Here is a 19,085-nt window from a genome sequence, read left to right as displayed (position 1 = left end):
AACATTATGATGCCCAATAGAGGTAAAGTGCGTAACAGGGGGATGTCATCGCAGCTTGTGGCGGTGAATTGCGTTTCCGGCGACGATACGCTTTCCGATGCGGAGAGCGTCGAGGATGAGCCGCGCCCGCTTCTGCGCAGCGACAGGCTCTACGTTGTCAGCGAGCCCGTTTCCCAGACATTGCCCGCATCCGCCGTCGGCGATGATCGAGCCGGAAAAGAGGCGCCGGGCAGGACCGAAATCCGAAACAGGGTTGTCGATGCCGATATCAGGGCCGCAAAATGGGCCTGGGCGATATTGGCCATCGCGCATTGCTGGCTGATTTATTTCATGGTGCACAATCTCGGTTAGCACCTCCCGCCGGAAGACATCCGGTTTCAACGTTCTGGCGCGCAGACCCATCGCCGCAATTTGCGGCCATTTCGCCATTTGAGCGGACCCGAGCGTCCGCAACCTGACATTCCGACGGCCTCCCACGCACTTCTTCATGCCGCTGCCTGTCCAGCCGCGAAGGCCCGCTCTTCCTGCTGGTTGCCTGCGGAAATGTCATAAAGCTGTAAATGAAGAAACTTAATTGAGTGATCGGTTTCAACGGAAACGGATCACCATGTCCCGGTCGCTTTTTACCGACACGGCGGCGACCTCGGACTTTCTTACGGCATCGCATCGCCCGGGATAGACGACGTCGATATCGACCGCCCGGACCTGTTTGAAGTGGCGTCGCATGTGCGGCGTCCGAACTCCCATGACCTTTCTAGCCCTGGAGATGACGAAGTGAGCAATCTTATAGGTACCGGCTTCAACGCCGGCTCGGACGATGGCGAACTGGCCACCCTCGAAAACGATCTGCGCGCGCTTGCCGAAATTGGCTGCGATACCGTGGAAATCGCCGCAACAAGCCTCGACATGATCGCCGGCGGCCGGATTATCGAAGAGCGCGCCGACCGTTTCGTGTCGCTCGCAAAGCAGTTCGATTTCCGCTACACCGTGCACGGTCTCGTCTCTTCGAATTTCATGGATCCGGTGACATGCCGTTACCAGATCGATGCGGCCAAGGCGCTTGCCGTTCTATGCGAGCGTATCGGCGCGGGCATTCTCGTCCAGCATAGCGGCGCGCTGCGTGCCGACCAGATCGCCGAACGGGCCGATGCCGACAGCCGCGAGCGGGAAGCGCTTTTTGAACTGGCGGAATTCTGCCGGCCCTATGGCGTGCGCATCGCCCTTGAGAATATCTTCTCCACCGAACCCGGCCAATATCGCCAGACACCGGCCGAGGTGGCAGCGACCGTGAAGGCTGTCGGTCACGAAAATCTCGTTGCGCTGATCGACTTCAGCCATGCCTATCTCGAATCCACCTATCGTGGCCTCGATTTCCGCGATGAACTTCGCGCCATGGCGCCGGTTGCCGGCCATCTGCATGTGCACGATTCCTTCGGCCGCCCGCAGGGCTTCTATCAGCCCTATTTCCCGCAGGAAAACACAGCACTCGGCATCGGCGATCTGCACATGCCGCTCGGCTGGGGCGATATCGACTGGCAGGACATCTTCTCGGAACTTTCCTTCCTGCCCGATACCGTGCTGATGATGGAAATCGGCCGTCGTTATCGCGCCGAGCAGCCGGCAAGCCTCGAAACGGCGCGGCACCTGATCTCGCTAAATAGCGCCCGCACCCAGCTCGCGGCCGAGTGATTGGCCTGAACGAGGCGTAAGCCGAGAGGCTGATGTTTGAAACACCGGCAGTCCCGATGCGACTGCCGGTGTTTTAATTCATGCGGCCCAGTCGGAGAGCGAATAGGCCCTGATATAATCGATCATCATCTGCGAGCCATCGCTGAAATCAGCGTCCGATGGCGTTCCCGCCGTGCCGCCGACGGCAAGGTTGACGACCATATACATGGGGTCATGCATATCATCGGGCGTATCCGTCTGCGCCACGGCGACATCGTCGAAATACCAGGTTATATGCTCGGCATCCCACAACAGGCCGTAAGTGTGGAATCCTTCGGTGCTCGGCACGCTGACATTGTTGATGACTGAGGTCTGTTCACCGGTGGCGTTGGAATGGGCGGACATGATGAGCGTATTGGGGTTTTGACCGCGCATTTCGATGACATCGAGTTCAGGCGGCCAGGAGCCGTCTTCGGGCAGGAGCCAGAAGGCAGGCCAGGCGCCCCGGTCGGTCGGCATATCGGCGCGGATTTCGAAATAGCCATAGGTCTGGCTGAAGGAGGAATAGGTGTTCAGCATCCCCGAGGTATAATCATAACCCTCGACCTCGTCGGCAATCGACTGCGGGGTCTCCTCGGCGGTAATGGTCAGGACGCCGTTTTCGACGCTGAAAGGGTTGACCTCCGATGTGCCGGCATAGGCGGGGTTGATATACCATTGCGCTTCGCCGTTCGTCGTCAGCGAGCTTCCCTTTTCCGGCGCCCACCAATATTTGGCGTCCCAGGTGCCCTGATCGCCGCTGCGCAGCGACAGCGTATCGAATTCATCGGCAAAGGTCTGGGTGAGGGACGATCGGTCGAGGCTGAGTTCGAACTGGTCGGCCTGAAGGTCGTCTATGGTCGTTCCAGCAAGAACGATGGCCTCACCATTCGAAAAATTGAGCCACAGGTCGCTGCCTTGCTGCGTGGCGCTGCCGACAAGCTGATCGAAAGATGTGATGCCGTAACCATTCAGCCGGATCGTGTCATTGGCGCTGAAATCCGTGATGAGATCGGTGCCGTTGCCGCTGGTGAAAACAAAGGTGTCGGCCCCGCCGCCACCGATCAGCACGTCGTTGCCAGCCCCGCCATCGATCGTCTGGCTGCCCGACCCGCCGGTGATGATATTGTCGGCCGAATTGCCGAAGGCATAACGCCCATCGCCCGTTACCCTGAGATTCTCGAAATTGTCGGGCAGGGTGTAACTCATCCAAGTATCGATGGTGTCGATACCTTCCCCGGCATTTTCGGCGGCGCGATTGATGCTCGAATAGAGATAATAAATATCGTCGCCCGTGCCGCCCGCCATGGTCACGTTGACGGAACTGTCGCCCCACATGGAATCATTGCCTGCGGTGCCGGTGAGCAGCGGGCCGGAACCCGTGGCGGAGAAAAATCCCGTGGAACTGCCGCTGTAATAGAGTGTGTCTCCAAGCGCATTCACTACTGTCCGGGCCATGAACCGTCTCCTGTCCGTTAGCGTTGGTGTCTCACTCCTCCTGCTGCACACCCTAACAGGGCAAAAAGCCTCCTGTTAGGCCGAAATATGAGGGGTATGTTCCGTTGCGGTTGCATTCAGCTGTTGAACGGGCGCGTTGTCATGACCCGCTTCCGCCTGTTACATGTCCGTTTTTGAACCGGCGCGGCGCGGTCTTGCGGTGCCCCTGCGGGCGATGGCAGGATTGGGGCGGATCGCAGATATGTCGCGGGGCATATCGGGAATGGAGTGTCAGGATTGAGCGTAGCCTTCACCAAGGAAGACAGTGCGGAAACCGCAGCCGAAACCGTTCTGCCGGATCGGGTAATCTCGCCTCATCCCAATCTGGTAACGCAGTCCGGGCTGAAGGCGCTGGAAGAGCAGTTGCGTCTGGCGCGCGAAGCCTGCGAGGCGGCCAATGCCATTGAAGACATAAATGAAAGACGGCGCATTTCCGCCAGCCCGCTACGCGATCTGCGATATTTCTCCGAGCGGGTTCGCACCGCGCAATTGATGCCTGATCCGCCAGCGGATGGCGTCGTCGCCTTCGGCAGCCTGGTGACATTCAGCCGCGATGACGGGCGAACGCAACGGTTCCGGATCGTCGGCGAAGATGAGGCCGATCCCGCTGCGGGAACGATGTCCTATGTCTCCCCGGTTGCAAGGGTGCTGATGGGAAAAGCGGCCGGCGATCTCGTCAGTTTGGGCGGGAGGGAGATCGAGATCGTCGACGTCGCCTGAAGCGTTCGGTCAGAACACAGGTGGACTTAGACCCGGCCTGTTTCCGATCAGGCTTTCTTCTTCCCGGTTGCGCGCATTGTCTGCCGTGCCCAGCATCCGCATCATCGTGTTTTTCAGGAAAAGTCTGAAGTCCAGATCAATGGCGGCATAGGCAAGCGCAAGTCCCACATGGGCCATGAAGACGGGGTTGAAATTCAGCTCTTCAAATTGATAACCGATAATGACGCCGATTGCCGAATAGGTGAAAAAGCCGATTTTGCGTTTCCGGAAAATTGCATAAAAAAGCGCGAAGGCGCTCATGATGGAAAATCCCAATCCGGAAGCATAGGCGGTGGCCATAAAACCATTATGTGGCGTGCCGATCCTCGATATCTGCGTAAGTTCTTCGTATCGCGCGGTAAATCCTATGCCCAAAGGATGCTGGAACATGACCTGAAAACCGCCGGTGATCGTCTCCCACCGCTCATGCAAGTTGTTGCTGCTATTGCTGTCCTCGAGAAAACGTTTCGAAAAGGCCTGTTCCGCAAACTCGAAAGCGCCGAGCGGCAAAACGGCGGCGATGACGAGGGCGCTCAAGGCAAAACCGAAATAGGTGCTGAGCAGCATTTTGATCGAAAAATTCCGGACGTAGAAATAGAGCCCGATGGCGAGGACGGCAAACACCCCCGAGCGGTTAAGCGTAAGGGTAAAGCTCGCAAGATATACGAGCAGAAACACGGCAAACAGCGCGGGGCGTTGGTGGCGTTCGGCGACATAGGCCGCCGCTGCTCCGGCCAGCGCGAAGGCCGGTCCAGCCGTGTTGCCGACGGGCCAGATGCCGCCTGCCTTTTCGACGCGCAAAAGTAGCGGGGTTATCTCACCTTTCGCCGCAAGCTCCAGCACGCCCGCCTCATCGAACATGAAGGACAATCCGAGGGAGGCGAGCTGGTCATGGATGACAATGTCCAGGAAAAGCAGGATCGTCACCGCTATGAAGCCCGCAAATATGCCCCAGCAGAACAGTTCGAGCAGGTTTTCCTTGAACAGCATATAGGCAAAGAACAGAAAATAGACCGCATAAAAATAGGTCATCGCCGTCGTGTAAAACTCGCCATCGCCGCGCGCGTCGGCAAAGAGCGTCGTGAGAACAAACAGCACTGTCAGCGGAAGAAGATAAAACAGGATAATCGAGGGCGTCAGGCAGCGAATGTAAAGCAGCGCGATGGCGGGCAGCGTCATCAGCACCAGCATGTCGGTAATGTTGAGGAAACGCAGGCCGATATTGCTGGTCGCCACATTGCATTGAATGAAGAAACCAATGGCGAAAACGAATGTCGCGAGAAAGATGCCGGGAATATTGATTGTCCTTGAAGGGTAGAGCGGTATTGCCAAAACAAAACCCGGTATAGCAGGCTGGTGCGATGCCGCATGGTTTGCTGGTCTTTTCATCCGCGGTCTCTATCTTTTGTAAGCGGATTTCGACTCTCCGCAGGAGAGCGGTACCGCGTGGCAATCAATATAATATGGTGACCATTAGTGGGCTCGATGACGTCGCCGCGCAAGATATTTTATCGTTTCGTCACGAGATCAGATTGCCTCTCGGTAAATCCCCTTCGACGGCAATGATGCGCTGAATGTGAACTGGTTCATTCGAGGTGGGCGCGCTGGTCCCGAATGCCGGAAGGATTCGCAGAAAGAAAGTATACCCCGCCGGGTTGATATCGGGGTCAACGGCGATCCCGTTGGCTATCGCCCACATCCAGCCGCCACTACTGGCGATGTTGGCACCTCCGAATTGCAGGGCGGAGCAAACGATTGTCCGGACTGCGCCACCGCTTTTCGCAACCAGTGCGATGTAGGGCACACGCTGCCTCTCGTTGTTTTTGTAAAGTACGGCGAAGGAAATGGTCTTGCCGATCATCGCTGTGGCCTCCGCATTGCGGAAATAGCGAGTAAGCCCGGCGATCTGGCTGCCATTTGGGTAGAGGGCGAGGCTGCTTGCGAAGGACTGGGAGAAGATGATTTCGTTGGTTTTGGTGGCAGAACCTGGTGAAGTCATAGCCGAGCCCATTGGAACGGAACCAGTCCAATCGGTGAAATCGCCATTGCCGATGAGATTGGCGGCAGGCAGCTTTGGCCAGCAAGGTGTCTGGAAGTTGTTATCGCGCGCCGATCCCAGATAGGAATCGAACAGGGTCCGGGCAATCAGCCGGGAGCCCGCCTCGTTCGGGTGAATATTGTCCCGATAAAGGGCGGCGTCCTTGCCCTTCGCCAGAAATGCGACATGCGTATCCACCAGCGTGAGGTTCGGATGGGATCGGGCTAGGTCGAGGATCGCCTGATAGACCTTGTCGTAACCCGTCCCATCCCGCCACGGATTCTGCGTGGTGATGAGTTGCGGAGCATTTGGCCATTGCCATTCGGTCATTCCCAGCGGTCCGAGCAGGGTGGACCGTCCGGAGCTTAAAATGCCGCCGGGCGCTTCGAAGGTCTGCATATTGTGGCCATGATGCATGATGCAGAGATCGGGGCGGGGAATCTTCAGCGCCGCTGCGCGCTGTTCCGCAAGCATGTAACCCGCCATGCCGCCGGGCAGCGTCGCAAGATAGAGCGTCAGCGTCGCTCCTTTGCCGGCGCGCAGCGTGACCGGGGGCGCATAGGTTTTTGGCCCGGTGGCGGCGCTCGTCTCCCATTCCGCCCAACGGTATAACACAACAGTCGTATCGTGCAGATCGCCGAGCATCATCGCAAATTGCTGAAATGGTCCGGCTTCGGCATGGGCGGTGCTGTCGCCGTTCACGAAGATCGTGGCATTCTGCCCGGCCGCCAGACGGGCCCGCAAGGGCGAGAACGCGGTCAGGGAAAAACCGATGTCACCCATGTTTCGGGGACGTATGCCGAGCGTCAAACCGATCATGCGGCCACCTCTTCCGTTCGCGCCGTATATATGCATATGTTGTGTTCGGGCGGTGTCATCGTTCGTTCTCCTGGTCTGGCCTCAGAATAGTTCCGCCACGAGGACCGGGGAAAAATGCCGGGAGCGAAACAGAAAACAGCGCATGAAAACGAGCGTCATGAATTTTTCTTTGAACTCGCTTGAGGCGTAAAAATAGAATATTATTCTAATTATTATTGTTATTATTGAATTCTATTACGAATAAAGGTTTTTATGCTGGTATTTTTATCTAGCGACACGCGTTTCCACGCGGCTTCCGGTGAAGATATTCCCGTCGCTTTCGGGCAGGTTCGTTCTTTCCGCGGGCCGGCTGTTCATGCCCGCAATCACAGAAAGATGCATCGTCGGCCCTCTCATCCGGCAGGGGAGACGCCATGACATCCGCTCTTTTCGTCAGCCATACCGGAGAGAAGGGCGGCGCCGAACTTTTTCTGACGGACCTCGTCAAGGCGGGCCCACACTCCTGGCGTGCCTGTTTTCTCAGCGGCGGTGCGGCCGCAGATGATCTCGTTGATGCGGGGCGTGCTCCGGTCATGCTGTCCGCCGGAGAAAAAATGCTGTCGATCCGCCGCAATGCGTCTTTCGGCGCCCTGTTGCGCGGAGCGGCCGACGTGATGGCGGTCGCCTGGCAATTGAGCCGGGAGGCGAGGCGCTATGATGTGATCTGCGCCAATTCGCAAAAAGCGCTTTTCGTCTGTGCCTTGGCCGCGAAGCTCAGCCGCCGGCCGCTCGTCTGGATTTTACACGATATCGTCACGGATCCGGCTTTCAGCGCCACCAACCGCCGCGCCTCGCTGGCATTTGCGCGCCTTTTCGCCAGGCTGGTGGCTGTCAATTCCGAAGAGACGGGCCGGGCTTTCATCGAGGCCGGCGGTGAGGCGGATAAGGTTCGCATCGTTTACAATGGCTTCGACCCTGCGAAAGCAAGGCTATACGAGCCCGGCACGGCCGCGCGGCTGCGTGCGGAACTGGGCTTTGGTCCGCAACCGCTTGTCGGCCTTTTTGGCCGGCTGAGCGAATGGAAGGGACAACATGTGTTTCTGGACGCGATTGCGGCGATGGAGGGCGTGCAGGCGGTCATCGTCGGCGGTGCGCTTTTCGGGCAGGAGGCCTATGAGGCGCGCATTCGCGAACAGGCGTCCCGTCTCGGTCTCGACGGTCGCGTCCGTTTCCTCGGTTTCCGCCCGGATGTGCCGGAACTGATGTCGGCGATGGATGTGGTTGCTCATACCTCGATTGTTGCCGAGCCCTTTGGCCGGGTGGTGGTGGAGGCCATGATGTGCGGGCGTCCGGTTGTCGCCACGCGCGGCGGCGGTGTTACCGAAATCATCCGTGACGGCGAAACCGGCCTTCTCGTGCCGCCGGGGGATGCATCGGCGCTGGCGGCGGCGATCGGCTGTGTCCTGTCGCAACCGGCCCTGGCGGAAAGGCTGGCGCAAAAGGGGCGGGAGGATGTGAGCCAGCGTTTCTCGCTGGAGGAAACCTGCCGCTCCGTTTCTGCGCTGCTGACGGAGGCGGCGTGAGGTTTCACCCGGCGATCGACAGGAACAGGCAATGCCGGCAGGCGGAAGGGCCAGGATGCGCATTCTCGTAAACATGCCGAGCCAATATGGCGGCAAGGCCTCCGGTGTGGCCCGCGTGACCTTCAGCCTGCTGGAGCGGCTGCTGGAGCAGACGGGTGACGACTATGTTCTGCGCTCTCCCTGGACGCGGGCGCAACTGCCTGAAAACCTGCGCGACAGCCGGCTGCAGCTCATCGAGACTCCACGACCGCGCGTCATGGTTTTCGATGTGGTGCGTCAGGCCGCGATGCTGCCCGCGCTCTGCCGCCGGCATGGCATCGATGTGCTGTTTAATACCGATCCTTTCGGAAGTCCCCTCGGCGGCAAACGGCGTCTCACCCTTGTTCATGATCTTTATTTCAAAACCATTCCCGAACAGATCGGCTGGCGGGCGACCCTGACGACCGATTTCATCTTCAAGCTGATGATGGCCGGTTCGGATCGGGTCATCTGCGTATCTGAAGCGACGCGGAAGGATCTGGGGCGTTTTTATCCAGCCGCTGCCGATAAGAGCATCACCATTTATTCCGACAGCACGCTGAATGTCGATCCCGGGGTTTTCGACACGGTGCCGCCTGTTCCCGGACGCTACATACTGGCGGTCGGAAACGCGACGTCCAATAAGAATTTCGCTCTCCTGGGCAAAGCCTTTGCCATACTCGGTAAAAAATGGCCGGATTTGCGCATCGTGCATGTTGGCCGCGACGAGGCGGAGGAAATCGCCGGCGCGTTGGACGATCCGGAGCTGCAGGCCCGGCTGATCCGGCTTTCCGGCATAGATGACCGGCAACTGGCCGAACTTTACCGTCACGCAGCCTGCCTTTGCGTCCCCTCCACCTATGAAGGCTTCTGCCTGCCGGTGCTGGAAGCGCAGCAGCTTGGATGCCCGGTCATCTGCTCCAATCGTTCCGCAACACCGGAGATTGCCGGCGAAGGCGCCCTGACTTTCGATCCGTCGGATGCTCAAAGCCTTGTCGACACGCTTGAGCGACTTTTGGACAATCCGGAACTGGCAGAAAATCTCCGCCAGGCGGGTTATGAAAACCGCAAATTATATTCGTGGGAGAAGGCGGCGGAGAGCTATGCGTGGCTTCTCCACGGAGACGCCGTTAAATGTTAAGAAAGATGCTGCTTCTTGCCGATGTAAAAATGGCTCTCTCTTTGGATAATCCTTCGGCAGCTGTAAATATCTTTTGTATTGCGCCGGGGGTTATCACAATAGGTTGGATATATCCGCTAACTGGGTGAAGGGTGCGTTACGCGTAAACGCGTAAAGGACTCACGTAGCATTTTATTGATGGGCGATTCTAAATATCGAAACAAGACGAGGCCTGCGGCGATCGACAGTAAAAGTGCAATAGTCGTTGTTGCCAGCGCAAATATTACTGGGGTCGGTGAAAATACGCTGACTACCTTGGATGCGCCATGCAGCATCAGTCCATGGATGAGATAAATCGAATAGCTTGCATTGCCAATTTGGACTAACCCCCGTCGCGATACGTAGCCTGCACGTTCGAGAAGTACAGCGGACAAAACAGCCAAGAATCCTGCCGCGCCCCATGTGAGCGGGCGGATGAAGGCAGACGCCGCAAAGTGAGATGTCGTTACTTCTCCGGTTAAGCCGAAGGCTGGCGCGAAAAGGAACAATACTGATGCTGCGACGAAGGCACTGGCAAGAGGGACCATATGCTTCGGGTCGAGGGCTTTCTCCATCAATGTAACACAATGATAGCAGGCAATTCCCAAGCAGAATTCAAGTATGATCGGATTACCATAATAAATCGCGTAAAAATTCTCTGAACCAAAACTTCGGGGTAAAAGTGCGAGTAAGATTAGTATAATTACAGACGGGTGCCGCGCCCTAATGTTGGGAATAAAAAGGCAAAGTGAAAAAAGGAGATAGAAGAAGATTTCGTAGTTAAGTGTCCAGCCGACTGTTACGATTGGTTCAGCTGCGCCGCCCCTTAAAAACGGAATGAAGAACAAGGATTTTATAAGATATTCCGACGTTAACTCCATCAAGCCTACGGGCTTGAGGCCCGAAAAAAATAAGAATGTAAAAAGCAGCGTTATAATCCAATAAAGGGGGACGATACGGAAAATGCGATGGCTAAGGAATGATGTGGCTGCAACATCACGTGATGATGTAGTTGCAGCCATGATGAATCCACTTAAAACAAAGAAAACATCAACTCCTGCTAGCCCAAGCTTGAAGAGCCAAGTTGACGGAAGGACGCCCTTCCAGTAAATCTCGCTGTGATAAAAAAATACAAGTATAGCTGCGAATGCGCGTAGGAATTGAAGATTGTATATCATCTTTTTCTCAATTATATATAATAAATATTTGATTGGTATTCGTGATTTATATTTTTTATTTGGATTTTTTATTTAATTAATTTTTGATGTAGTTTGGAGAAAATATACAAAATTTAGAAAGCGCGCATGATAATAACATGGTCGCTATAAAGTGAATATCAAAAACAATGCCGTGTAATTGATAATATTTATGGCTCAATATCGTCGCACACATCCGCATAGAGCTTTTCATAGGCCGCAATGACCCCTTCAGGCTCAACGCCCTGGCGAATTCGCTCCCGGGTTTCAGGTGTTTCCGCAAGCATGGCGGGATTGCGCATTGCCTCTGCCATGCGCGCGGCCAGTTCGGCGGCATTGCCTGGGGCGAACAGGCGTTCCGGCCTGTCCGCGCCGATCTGTTCGGCAACACCCGCAAGATTTGCGCCGATGACGGGTACGCCGCGCAGAATGGCTTCAGCGACGGTGCGGCCGAAGGCCTCCGGCCATAGGGGCGGCACGATGAGGCAATCTATGCCGGCGAAGAAATGATCGGCTTCCACATAGCCCGGAAATTCGACCGGCAGGCCGGCTGCCTTTTGCTGATAGGTCTCGATACCATCCGGCGCGCGGCCTGCCATGACCGCCCGCCAGCCCTGCGGCGGCAAAAGCCGCAACGCTTCTATCAGCAAGTCAGCCCCTTTCGCTGCTTCGATGCGGCCCAGATAGCCGAAAACCAGCGGCTCGCCGGGCGCGCGGGCAATATGCGGTTCTGGCGAATCTGGCGGTGAGATGGCGTTCCAGATCACCGTGCGGCGGTTTTCGGGAACATGGGTGAAAAAGCCGGCCCGCACATGGCGTTCGACGATATCGCGACCAACGCCGGCGACAGCATCGACTGCGCATTGGCAACGCCGGTGGAGATAGGAAAAGGCACGGCATTTTTTGCTGCTGCCATCGCAGATATGCCCATCATGAAACAGGGAGCCATTGGTGCACATGCTCGTGAAATCATGCAGCGAATGAACCAGCGGAACGCCGCGCTTGCGGATCATCGGCCAGATCAGCGGCGTCAGTTCCGATAGCGAATGGGTATTGACCACGTCCGGCCGGAAATCATCGATCACACGCGCAAGCCGGTGAACGAGGCGCGGATCCAGTTGCACGGCGATCTTATAATATTTTCGCTTCCATTCCGGTTGTTGCCCCCAGTCGCCAATAAAGAACGGTGTGGTATGCCCGAGACGGTGAATGGTGAAACCGTCTCGTTGTTGTGCTGCCTGCTCTTCACGGGAGATGGCGACCACCGCGACCGTGTGCCCCTTATCGGCAAGTCCACGCGCAAGGTCTTCCACGAATATTTCCGCACCGCCCACCCGATCCGGAGAAAACAGCGAGGTTATTTGCAATATCCGCATGCTTAAATTCCTGCGCCTTTAAGATCACGAAACCTGGTTTGCATTCGTAAAATCCGTTATTGCAGACGAAGCGGCGTTTGTACTGTCTGGTCTGAATGGCCCGGCGCCCGCATTGTAGCGTCTTCCGAAAATTGTCTCCGCCGTTTGCGGCCTTCCCGCTCCATTCCGGGCGGGTTCAGGCAAAGCGTGACGACCGGGGCGAGGAAAACGGCATAGGCCATGGCAAAGCCCGGAATCTGCAGCGAAAAATCAAGCGTCGAATGCAACAGGACGAGCAGCAGCGCGGCAAGGCCGAGATGAGAGGCATAACGATAATTTCTGCGTTTCAGTGTCCCGCGAATGAAAATCACCAGTTGGATGAGCACAAAAAAAGCGAGGTAAAACGGGAAGGCCGCACCGAGTGTCAGCAGCCCTTCGGCGTAGACATTGTGGGCGTGGGTGACGACGGCGTCCACCCCGCATCGCGCCACATGATAGGGCGCATAGATTTCCGTAAAGCTTGCAAGGCCCGACCCTTGCGGCCAATTGTCGGCGATGGCGCGGGCGATGCCCGGCATGTAGCAGAAGCGCATATCGTCTTCCAAACGCGTTTCCATGCGAAGCGCCACCCGGTTGGCGAAAAGCGCGAAGAGGGCGATAGCGATGGCGATCAGGAGCGCGGCACGACGTCTTGTCCCGCGCTGCCTGCGCCGGCTGGAGGCCCCATTGCGGCCGGTTCTGGCGGGAGAGTTGAACACAATCAGCAGGATCAGCAAAATCAGCGCGGCGAGGCTTGAGCCGATCCCCGCACGGGATCCCGTCAGCATCAATGCGATGAAACAAAAGCCCGCGAGGACGCCGAGAAAAGCGGCCCTGCGGATGAGCTGTTTCTGCTCCGCCGGCACGGTCAGGCGATTTGCCACGAGCGCCTTTACTCTCGCCCAATCGGGAGCGAGGAGGCTTTTATGTAACAATGCGGCGAGCGTGAGAAGGATGAGACCGAAGAAGGTCGCGGCGGTATTGCGGTTGACAAAAAGGCCGGTGAGGCTGCCGAGGTAGAAGCGCTTCTGGATGAGGCCGAGAGCTTCGGGGAAAAGCACGAATTGCACGATGGAAAACAGCGCAAGCCAGCCACCGGCAATTGCGAACCATCGCAGCGTCTTTGCCGCACGCTCGTCGCTGTCGAAAAGCACGAGGCCGGCCATGAAGGCGCCGAAGGGCAGGGCGGCGCTCAAGAGGCCGAGCCGGTCATCCGCAGGTGTCAGTGAGATTGTGGCGGCTGGCGCATTCTGCATGAACATGGCGGCGGTGGACCATGCCGGGTTGGCGCGCGCGATGCCGGGCATGGAGGATGCCTGCAACAGCACCTGAACGATGAGCGCTCCCAATAAAAGGCAGGCTGCCGCGAATACCTTGCCCGCCCCGGCCTTCGGCGGTCCGAACAGGAGGATCGATGGCACCAGCAGGAGATAGATCGCGGTCGTGACGACGATGCGACTTTCGATTTCCGTTGCGCCCCTATTGAGAAGCGCCAGCAGAAATATTGCCCAGAATGCGACTATTGCGACCGGCCGGACATAGTCCCGAACCGCCCCCAGTGGGGGTTGCGAGGAGGAGAGCGGTTCTGATCGGGCATCGGTGAGCGACATATCTTTGGGCTTTGTCGGAATTGTTTGTGATGGCTATGCCGCGAATATCGACGAGGCTCAGCCGTTTCATCGTTTCAGATCATGACAGCGGAGCGGAGCGTTTTGTGTCTGCCGGCGGTGGCTTTGGGCAGACTTCCGCCAGCGTCCATCGCAGGATTTCTCCCTGCCTGCCGCAGACGATGGCCGTATCCGCCTCGCGGGCAGCCTCCGCCTCGGGCAAGGTGTTTTTCGGAAATTGCTGCCAAATCACGAAACGCCCACGGATCAAATTGGCATCGGCAGGCCCATAGAGCTGGGAGAAGTTCATCAGCACGGCGACTTCCATGGGCGAGGCGTTGCGCAGCGAGCGAACCATGGCAAGACGCAGCCAGACATCGCCATTTGCGGGAAGACAAGAGAGCGAATGGCGAATAAAGGTTTCGGCAAAACCGAGACGCGCCGCGCCGGAATCGGATGCCGGATCGATGCCATTTGCATCGAGATCGGCCAGAACGAGCCTTAGTCCGGCTTTGACGATATCCGAACGGCAGATTTTTTCGCTAACGATGGGCTGAAGTTCAGGGACCGTTTCCGCAAGGAGATCAGGCGCGAGGCCATTATTGTCGTCGGCGATCCGCGCCAATGCGACAATATCGGAAAACCGCCGGCTTTGCGAAAAGGCCTGCGCCGCGACGGACAGGACAAAGATGGAAACGACGAGGACCGGCACGACCGCGAGGATTTTCCGCAGGCGCGTCACGCCGTCACGCCTGGTCATGGTAATATCGTGTATAGCGCGAATGATAATATTCGCTCGAACCATAGGCGCGGTAAAGCTTCAGCTTTTCGGTGTCCACCTTGTTGAGGACGACGCCGAGGCACTTCTTGCGGATATGAACCTCATTCTCCACCGTGTTCCGCACTGCCCTGCGGGCGGTTTTGCCCCATTCGGTGACGAAGATAAAACCGTCTATCCGCCCCGCCATGGCGCGGGCATCGACCACCGGCCCGAGCGGGGGCAGGTCGACGATGATATAGTCGAAAGCATTGCTCGCTTCGGCCAGCAGCTTGTGCATCTGCGCCGAGGTCAGCAGTTCGGAGGAATGAGGGACACGCTGCTTGACCACCGTGGGCAGGAAAGCGAGCCGTGTCTTTTCGTCACGAAGCAGCACATCCTGCACGCTGCGGCCTTCCAGTAAGACTTCGAGCAGGCCCTCGCTCGCGTGACGCGCCATGGCGCGCGTGGCGCCGGGATTGCGAATATCGGCATCCAGCAGCAGGACCCGCGCACCCTGCCCGGCAAGCAACTGTGCCAGATTGATGGAGATCGTGGATTTCCCTTCGCTCGGCAAGGCTGAGACGACACCGACAATCCGCGCTCCGCTTTTGGCGGGAATACCGAGATCGATGGCAAGCCTGGTGCTGCGCAGGGTTTCGGCGAAGGAGGAGAGCGGATGGTCGACCGCGTAGCGCGCAACGCTGGTGGGGCGCGTCAAGGCCGGATGGCCGCCTTCCTGATCTTCTATTACGGCCTTGTTCTGGATGAGCGGGGTATTGCCGAGGAACTCCAGCCCGAGAACATCGCGAACCTGTTCGCCAGTGCGGAAAAACCGGTCGCGGAATTCGCGGAACATGGCGATACCGCCACCGGCCGCAGCACCCATGATCATGAACAGGGCCAAAATGATGGGCTTGTTCGGCTTGCTCGGAATTCTGGGCGGCATCGCCTTGGAAATCACGCGCGCTTCCGTCACGGGGAAGGATTGCTGCTGCATCGCTTCCTGATATCGCTGTAGGAAGGTCTGGTACATGTTCTTGTAGGTTTCGGCCTCGCGCTGCAGTTCGCGCAGCTGAACCTGTGTCTCGCTGGCCGAGTTGCTGATGTCGGTCGCCTTGGCGACACTTTCGGCGAGCGACTTTTCCCTCGCTTCCGAGACTTCCAGATCGCTTTTGTAACTTTGCGCGATGCGGCTGATTTCCTGGAACATCAGCCGCCGGTATTCCTGCATTTCATTGCGCAGACGTACCGCCTGAACGTGGTTGCTGCCGAGTCGGCCAGTGATTTCCGCCTCGATCTTGGAAGCTTCGAGATATTTTTTGCGCAGGTCGTTGGCGACCGAGCTGTCGAGAATATCGGTAACGACCGCATCGACATCGTCGGTGGCGAGAATATGTTCAATGCGTTGCACCCGCGCCCGCGCCCTGGCGGTTTCCGACTGCGCCAAAATCAGCGCGCTGTTGGATTCCGCCAGCTGCTGATCGGAGAGCAGGCTGTTGTTGCCGGTCGAGATCAGATTATGTTCGGCGCGAAACTTCTGCACGGCCAGATCGGTTTCGAGCGCCCGCTGGCGCAGCTCGGCAATACGGTCGGACAACCAGTCGCTGGCCCGCCGCGTCGCTTCGTATTTGGAATTCAGCTTGTCCAGCAGATAGGCCGAGGCCACGGCATTGACGATCTGCGCGGCGAGAACCGGCGATGTCGAATTATAGGTGAGTTCCAGCGCGTAGGTCCGACCGATGCGCTTGACGCTGAGGCCGTTGAGCAGCTGGTCCGACAGCGATCTTTTCAGGGTTCCATCGTCAACCACCGCCTCTTTTTTCTTCGCTGGCGAGAACCATTGCGAAACATTGACGAGCGAGCGGATGGTGCCGAATATCGAGCTCAGAAGCGATGCACGCGTTGCCCTGAATTCCTGATTTTCCGTAAGATTGAGACTATCGACAACGGCAAGCCCGATGGTTTCCGATTGCAGAACCTCGACCTGGCTGAGAATGGAGGCTTCATCCTCTATGACGCCGCCGATCGTCGAAAGCTGTTCGACAATCTGGCTGTTGTTGCGGTCGATCAACAGCGTCGCCGTCGCCGAATAGATCGGAACGGCCGTTGCGGCAAAAGCGAGGCCGATTGCCCCGGCGACTGCGACGGCGGCAAGCACGATGCGCCACTGCCGGCGGATCATCGCAAGAACGGCGTCGATATCGATAAATTCGGCCGTCAGCCCGTTTTTATCGTAGTCAGCCATCGTCAGGGGATCGTGCCTTTGTAACAACTGTCAGCCTCGCTCTTTTCGGCGGGCGCAGGGCCCGCCAAGTCACGGTTGCATCACAGAAATGGCGGCAGCCTTCCTCACGGGAAAGGCGATAAAGCCAAACTCAAACGGGACTTGTGCTCGTCGTCGTGCTGGTGCTGCCGGTTGAAAGCGATCTGCCGCGGCCAGCCGGCGGGCTTCCGCCACCCGCCTGTGCGGTGCCGCCTGCGGCACCTGCCGTTCCCGAACCGCCGATGCTGTTGGCGCTTGCTGGCGAGGAACCGGCGCCGCCGATCGGCGAAGCCGCCGCTGCGGCCGCGGCAGGGGCGGCCGGACCGGCAGCCGTTCCTTCGATATTTTCGCTAAAGGCGATCAGGAGATCGGCGGGTACGTTGGCGCCCTTTGTCTGCAACTGGATGGCGGCTGCGAGTATCGTATTGCCGTTCCTCATCGCGGTGGCGTGGGCAAGCGCCAGGCCTTCGCCGACGACTTCGGAAAAGTCCTTGTTGCCGACCTTCTGGGCCAGTGCGACGATGGTGGGCAACTGGCCGGAGTCACTCAGGATCAGGGCGGAAAGCTGTTCGGAGAACTGTGCCGCGCTGGTGGAAACGGCGATGATCGGAAACCCGCTCGTCACTTTTCCGGTTACGTCGGCCGCTGCCGCATCCGTGCTGGAAGCGATGGTGACCAGATCCCTGATCGTCCCCTGCGTCGGAGACTGCTTGAACAGTTCCGCTGCGGTGATGGAAACCGTGTCCGGATTGGTGGTGTTAACGCGGCTCAGAAATGCGGCGGTGGTTTCATCGGCGGCCTTGACGGGCGCGCCTGTTGCAGCGCTCTCGGCTGAGGGCGCCTGTTGCGGTGCGGCCGGCGGTGCGGTTTCCACGTTCTGTGCGTTGGCGACAGCGGAAAAGAGACCCATACTGGCAATAAACATCGCACCAACAAACATCGAGCCGTTACGAATGCGGGGCATCCAACTCTCCAAATCTTTTAAAATACGACTTTAAATACATCCAATGCTGGGCAAGGTTACCCAACATTTAAAATTTCTTTTTAAATCGCACAGCCCAAGCAAAGGATCAAGCGCTAAAATAAACCTGTGGCGGAAACCCTCAGCTATTGTTAACGGCCGCCCTTGCCTTTCTCCAGTTTGTTCATGACACGGCGACTTTCCGTGGCGATGTTATCAGCCGGTCACGCAGCCAGATATTGGCCGGCGTTTCGACAAGGACGTGGAAGGTGTGGGCTATGGCGACGGTGCTGACGACGATGACGAGATAAACGAGGTTGCTCCATTCGGGCGGGAACGTGACGCCGCCGAGCGCAATTTTGAAGCCCCGGAAAATAAACGGGTGCAGCAGGTAAAGCGCATAGGATGAATCGCCCAGTTTCGCCAGCGGCTGTGCGAAACGGGGCAGGGAGATATTTCTGGTCAAGGTCGCCGCTGCCATCAGTAGAATTGCGCCGCCGCCGAAAACCAGCAGTCGCGAAAACGAGTAACAGCCCGGATCGCACTGGAACCCTATCCTGCTCAGATCGGTCAGCATCCAGATCCCCAGGCCGCACAGGGCCGTTGCGAGCCCGAGCAGGGGCGGCAGGCGAACGCCTCGCAGGAAGAGGACCGCCAGGAGCATGCCCGCGACGAATTCGAGAATGATCGGCTGGAACCAGAAGCTGAACGGCAGGCCGAGATCGAAGGCGGAGCCGATCATGACGGCGGCAAACAGCACGCCGGCGGTCGTGAATACCGCGCGCTCCAGCGGCAGGAAGATGAACGCTGCGAAAACGATATAAAAGAACATTTCGTAATTCAGCGTCCAGCCGAGATCGATCAGCGGAAACGGATAGGCGTCGCCATAACCCATGCTGTCATAGGGAATAAACAGGTAGGAGGTGAGGATCGACTGTAACGGCGGGAAGGCCTTTGCACTGATAAGGGGCACGCTGGCGGCTATGGCAAGCCGCAGGGTCAGCACAAACCAGTAAAGCGGAACGATGCGGAGAAACCGGCGCAGCAGAAATGCGGAACGGCCGCCTGCCGCCGCGAAATAGGGCCGGGATGCATAAACGATGACGAAGCCGGAAATAACAAAAAACAGGTCGACACCGCCGCTCAGTCTCGGCAGATGCAGTGGGAAAAGCGTGAATGGCCAGTTCACGTCCGCGTGCAGCGCAACAATCATGGTTGCCGCAACGGCGCGCATCACCTGAAGAACATCAAGACGCTGCGCCCCGGCAACGGGCGCTTCTCTAAAGTTTTTCATCATCGTCAATCTATAAAAATAAAGATATATTTAGTATTATATTGCGCCGCT

The 19,085-nt window shown here is 57.7% G+C and carries 16 protein-coding genes; 5 read left to right on the top strand and 11 right to left on the bottom strand.

All coding sequences use genetic code 11. From position 1 onward, the window contains the following. The first annotated feature begins 9 nt into the window (after window positions 1-9). Window positions 10-351 carry a hypothetical protein gene (locus tag I3J13_RS21575; RefSeq protein WP_196380178.1) on the top strand — a complete coding sequence of 114 codons (342 nt, stop codon included), beginning with the start codon at window positions 10-12 and terminating at the stop codon, window positions 349-351. Between the two features lie 237 nt (window positions 352-588). Here the strand turns inward: I3J13_RS21575 and I3J13_RS21570 are convergent, their stop codons facing one another. Continuing rightward, window positions 589-726 (bottom strand): hypothetical protein, encoded by a 138-nt coding sequence (locus tag I3J13_RS21570; RefSeq protein ID WP_196380177.1) that lies wholly within the window; start codon window positions 724-726, stop codon window positions 589-591. Window positions 727-774: 48 nt separating this feature from the next. Between I3J13_RS21570 and I3J13_RS21565 the strand changes: the two genes are divergently transcribed. Next, window positions 775-1,689 (top strand): TIM barrel protein, encoded by a 915-nt coding sequence (locus I3J13_RS21565; protein ID WP_196380176.1) that lies wholly within the window; start codon window positions 775-777, stop codon window positions 1,687-1,689. A 78-nt stretch (window positions 1,690-1,767) separates the two neighbouring features. Here the strand turns inward: I3J13_RS21565 and eglC are convergent, their stop codons facing one another. Further along, on the bottom strand, window positions 1,768-3,165 hold the full coding sequence (eglC, locus tag I3J13_RS21560; RefSeq protein ID WP_196380175.1) for an endo-1,3-1,4-beta-glycanase EglC: 1,398 nt from the start codon (window positions 3,163-3,165) through the stop codon (window positions 1,768-1,770). A 276-nt stretch (window positions 3,166-3,441) separates the two neighbouring features. Here eglC and greA point away from each other — a divergent pair, with 276 nt between their 5' ends. Beyond that, on the top strand, window positions 3,442-3,924 hold the full coding sequence (greA, locus tag I3J13_RS21555) for a transcription elongation factor GreA (protein ID WP_137004952.1): 483 nt from the start codon (window positions 3,442-3,444) through the stop codon (window positions 3,922-3,924). 9 nt (window positions 3,925-3,933) lie between these two features. Here greA and I3J13_RS21550 read toward each other — a convergent pair whose 3' ends face one another. Together I3J13_RS21550 and I3J13_RS21545 are read right to left on the bottom strand one after the other, a co-directional pair. Further along, window positions 3,934-5,352 carry an O-antigen ligase family protein gene (locus I3J13_RS21550; RefSeq protein ID WP_196380174.1) on the bottom strand — a complete coding sequence of 473 codons (1,419 nt, stop codon included), beginning with the start codon at window positions 5,350-5,352 and terminating at the stop codon, window positions 3,934-3,936. Window positions 5,353-5,482: 130 nt separating this feature from the next. Next, window positions 5,483-6,820, bottom strand: a complete 1,338-nt coding sequence (locus tag I3J13_RS21545) for an SGNH/GDSL hydrolase family protein (protein WP_196380173.1) — start codon at window positions 6,818-6,820, stop codon at window positions 5,483-5,485. A gap of 413 nt (window positions 6,821-7,233) precedes the next feature. On the opposite strand from I3J13_RS21545, the gene I3J13_RS21540 reads away from it, so the two are divergent. Together I3J13_RS21540 and I3J13_RS21535 are read left to right on the top strand one after the other, a co-directional pair. After that, entirely contained in the window at window positions 7,234-8,382 is a 1,149-nt protein-coding gene (locus I3J13_RS21540; protein ID WP_196380172.1) for a glycosyltransferase family 4 protein, read from the top strand. 55 nt (window positions 8,383-8,437) lie between these two features. After that, window positions 8,438-9,541 (top strand): glycosyltransferase family 4 protein, encoded by a 1,104-nt coding sequence (locus I3J13_RS21535; RefSeq protein WP_196380171.1) that lies wholly within the window; start codon window positions 8,438-8,440, stop codon window positions 9,539-9,541. Window positions 9,542-9,657: 116 nt separating this feature from the next. Here I3J13_RS21535 and I3J13_RS21530 read toward each other — a convergent pair whose 3' ends face one another. The 7 genes from I3J13_RS21530 to I3J13_RS21500 form a co-directional block, all read right to left on the bottom strand. Then, window positions 9,658-10,737 (bottom strand): acyltransferase family protein, encoded by a 1,080-nt coding sequence (locus I3J13_RS21530; RefSeq protein WP_196380170.1) that lies wholly within the window; start codon window positions 10,735-10,737, stop codon window positions 9,658-9,660. Window positions 10,738-10,925: 188 nt separating this feature from the next. Beyond that, window positions 10,926-12,131, bottom strand: coding sequence for a glycosyltransferase family 4 protein (locus I3J13_RS21525; protein ID WP_196380169.1), 1,206 nt, complete (start codon window positions 12,129-12,131; stop codon window positions 10,926-10,928). Window positions 12,132-12,187: 56 nt separating this feature from the next. Continuing rightward, window positions 12,188-13,759, bottom strand: coding sequence for an O-antigen ligase family protein (locus I3J13_RS21520; RefSeq protein WP_196380168.1), 1,572 nt, complete (start codon window positions 13,757-13,759; stop codon window positions 12,188-12,190). A gap of 79 nt (window positions 13,760-13,838) precedes the next feature. Continuing rightward, window positions 13,839-14,516: a hypothetical protein gene (locus I3J13_RS21515; RefSeq protein WP_196380167.1), complete on the bottom strand. Its 678-nt coding sequence runs from the start codon at window positions 14,514-14,516 to the stop codon at window positions 13,839-13,841. Further along, on the bottom strand, window positions 14,503-16,761 hold the full coding sequence (locus I3J13_RS21510; RefSeq protein ID WP_196380166.1) for a polysaccharide biosynthesis tyrosine autokinase: 2,259 nt from the start codon (window positions 16,759-16,761) through the stop codon (window positions 14,503-14,505). The genes I3J13_RS21515 and I3J13_RS21510 overlap by 14 nt, the downstream gene beginning before the upstream one ends. A gap of 130 nt (window positions 16,762-16,891) precedes the next feature. Continuing rightward, window positions 16,892-17,743, bottom strand: coding sequence for a hypothetical protein (locus tag I3J13_RS21505; RefSeq protein ID WP_196380165.1), 852 nt, complete (start codon window positions 17,741-17,743; stop codon window positions 16,892-16,894). 181 nt (window positions 17,744-17,924) lie between these two features. Next, complete coding sequence (locus I3J13_RS21500; protein ID WP_196380164.1) at window positions 17,925-19,037, bottom strand: acyltransferase family protein; 1,113 nt, start codon at window positions 19,035-19,037, stop codon at window positions 17,925-17,927. Window positions 19,038-19,085: the final 48 nt, after the last annotated feature.

Source organism: Agrobacterium leguminum (genome assembly GCF_015704895.1).
Taxonomy (GTDB): domain Bacteria; phylum Pseudomonadota; class Alphaproteobacteria; order Rhizobiales; family Rhizobiaceae; genus Agrobacterium; species Agrobacterium leguminum.
Note: the sequence above shows the minus strand (reverse complement) of the source record. Positions and strands in the feature narration are given on the sequence as shown.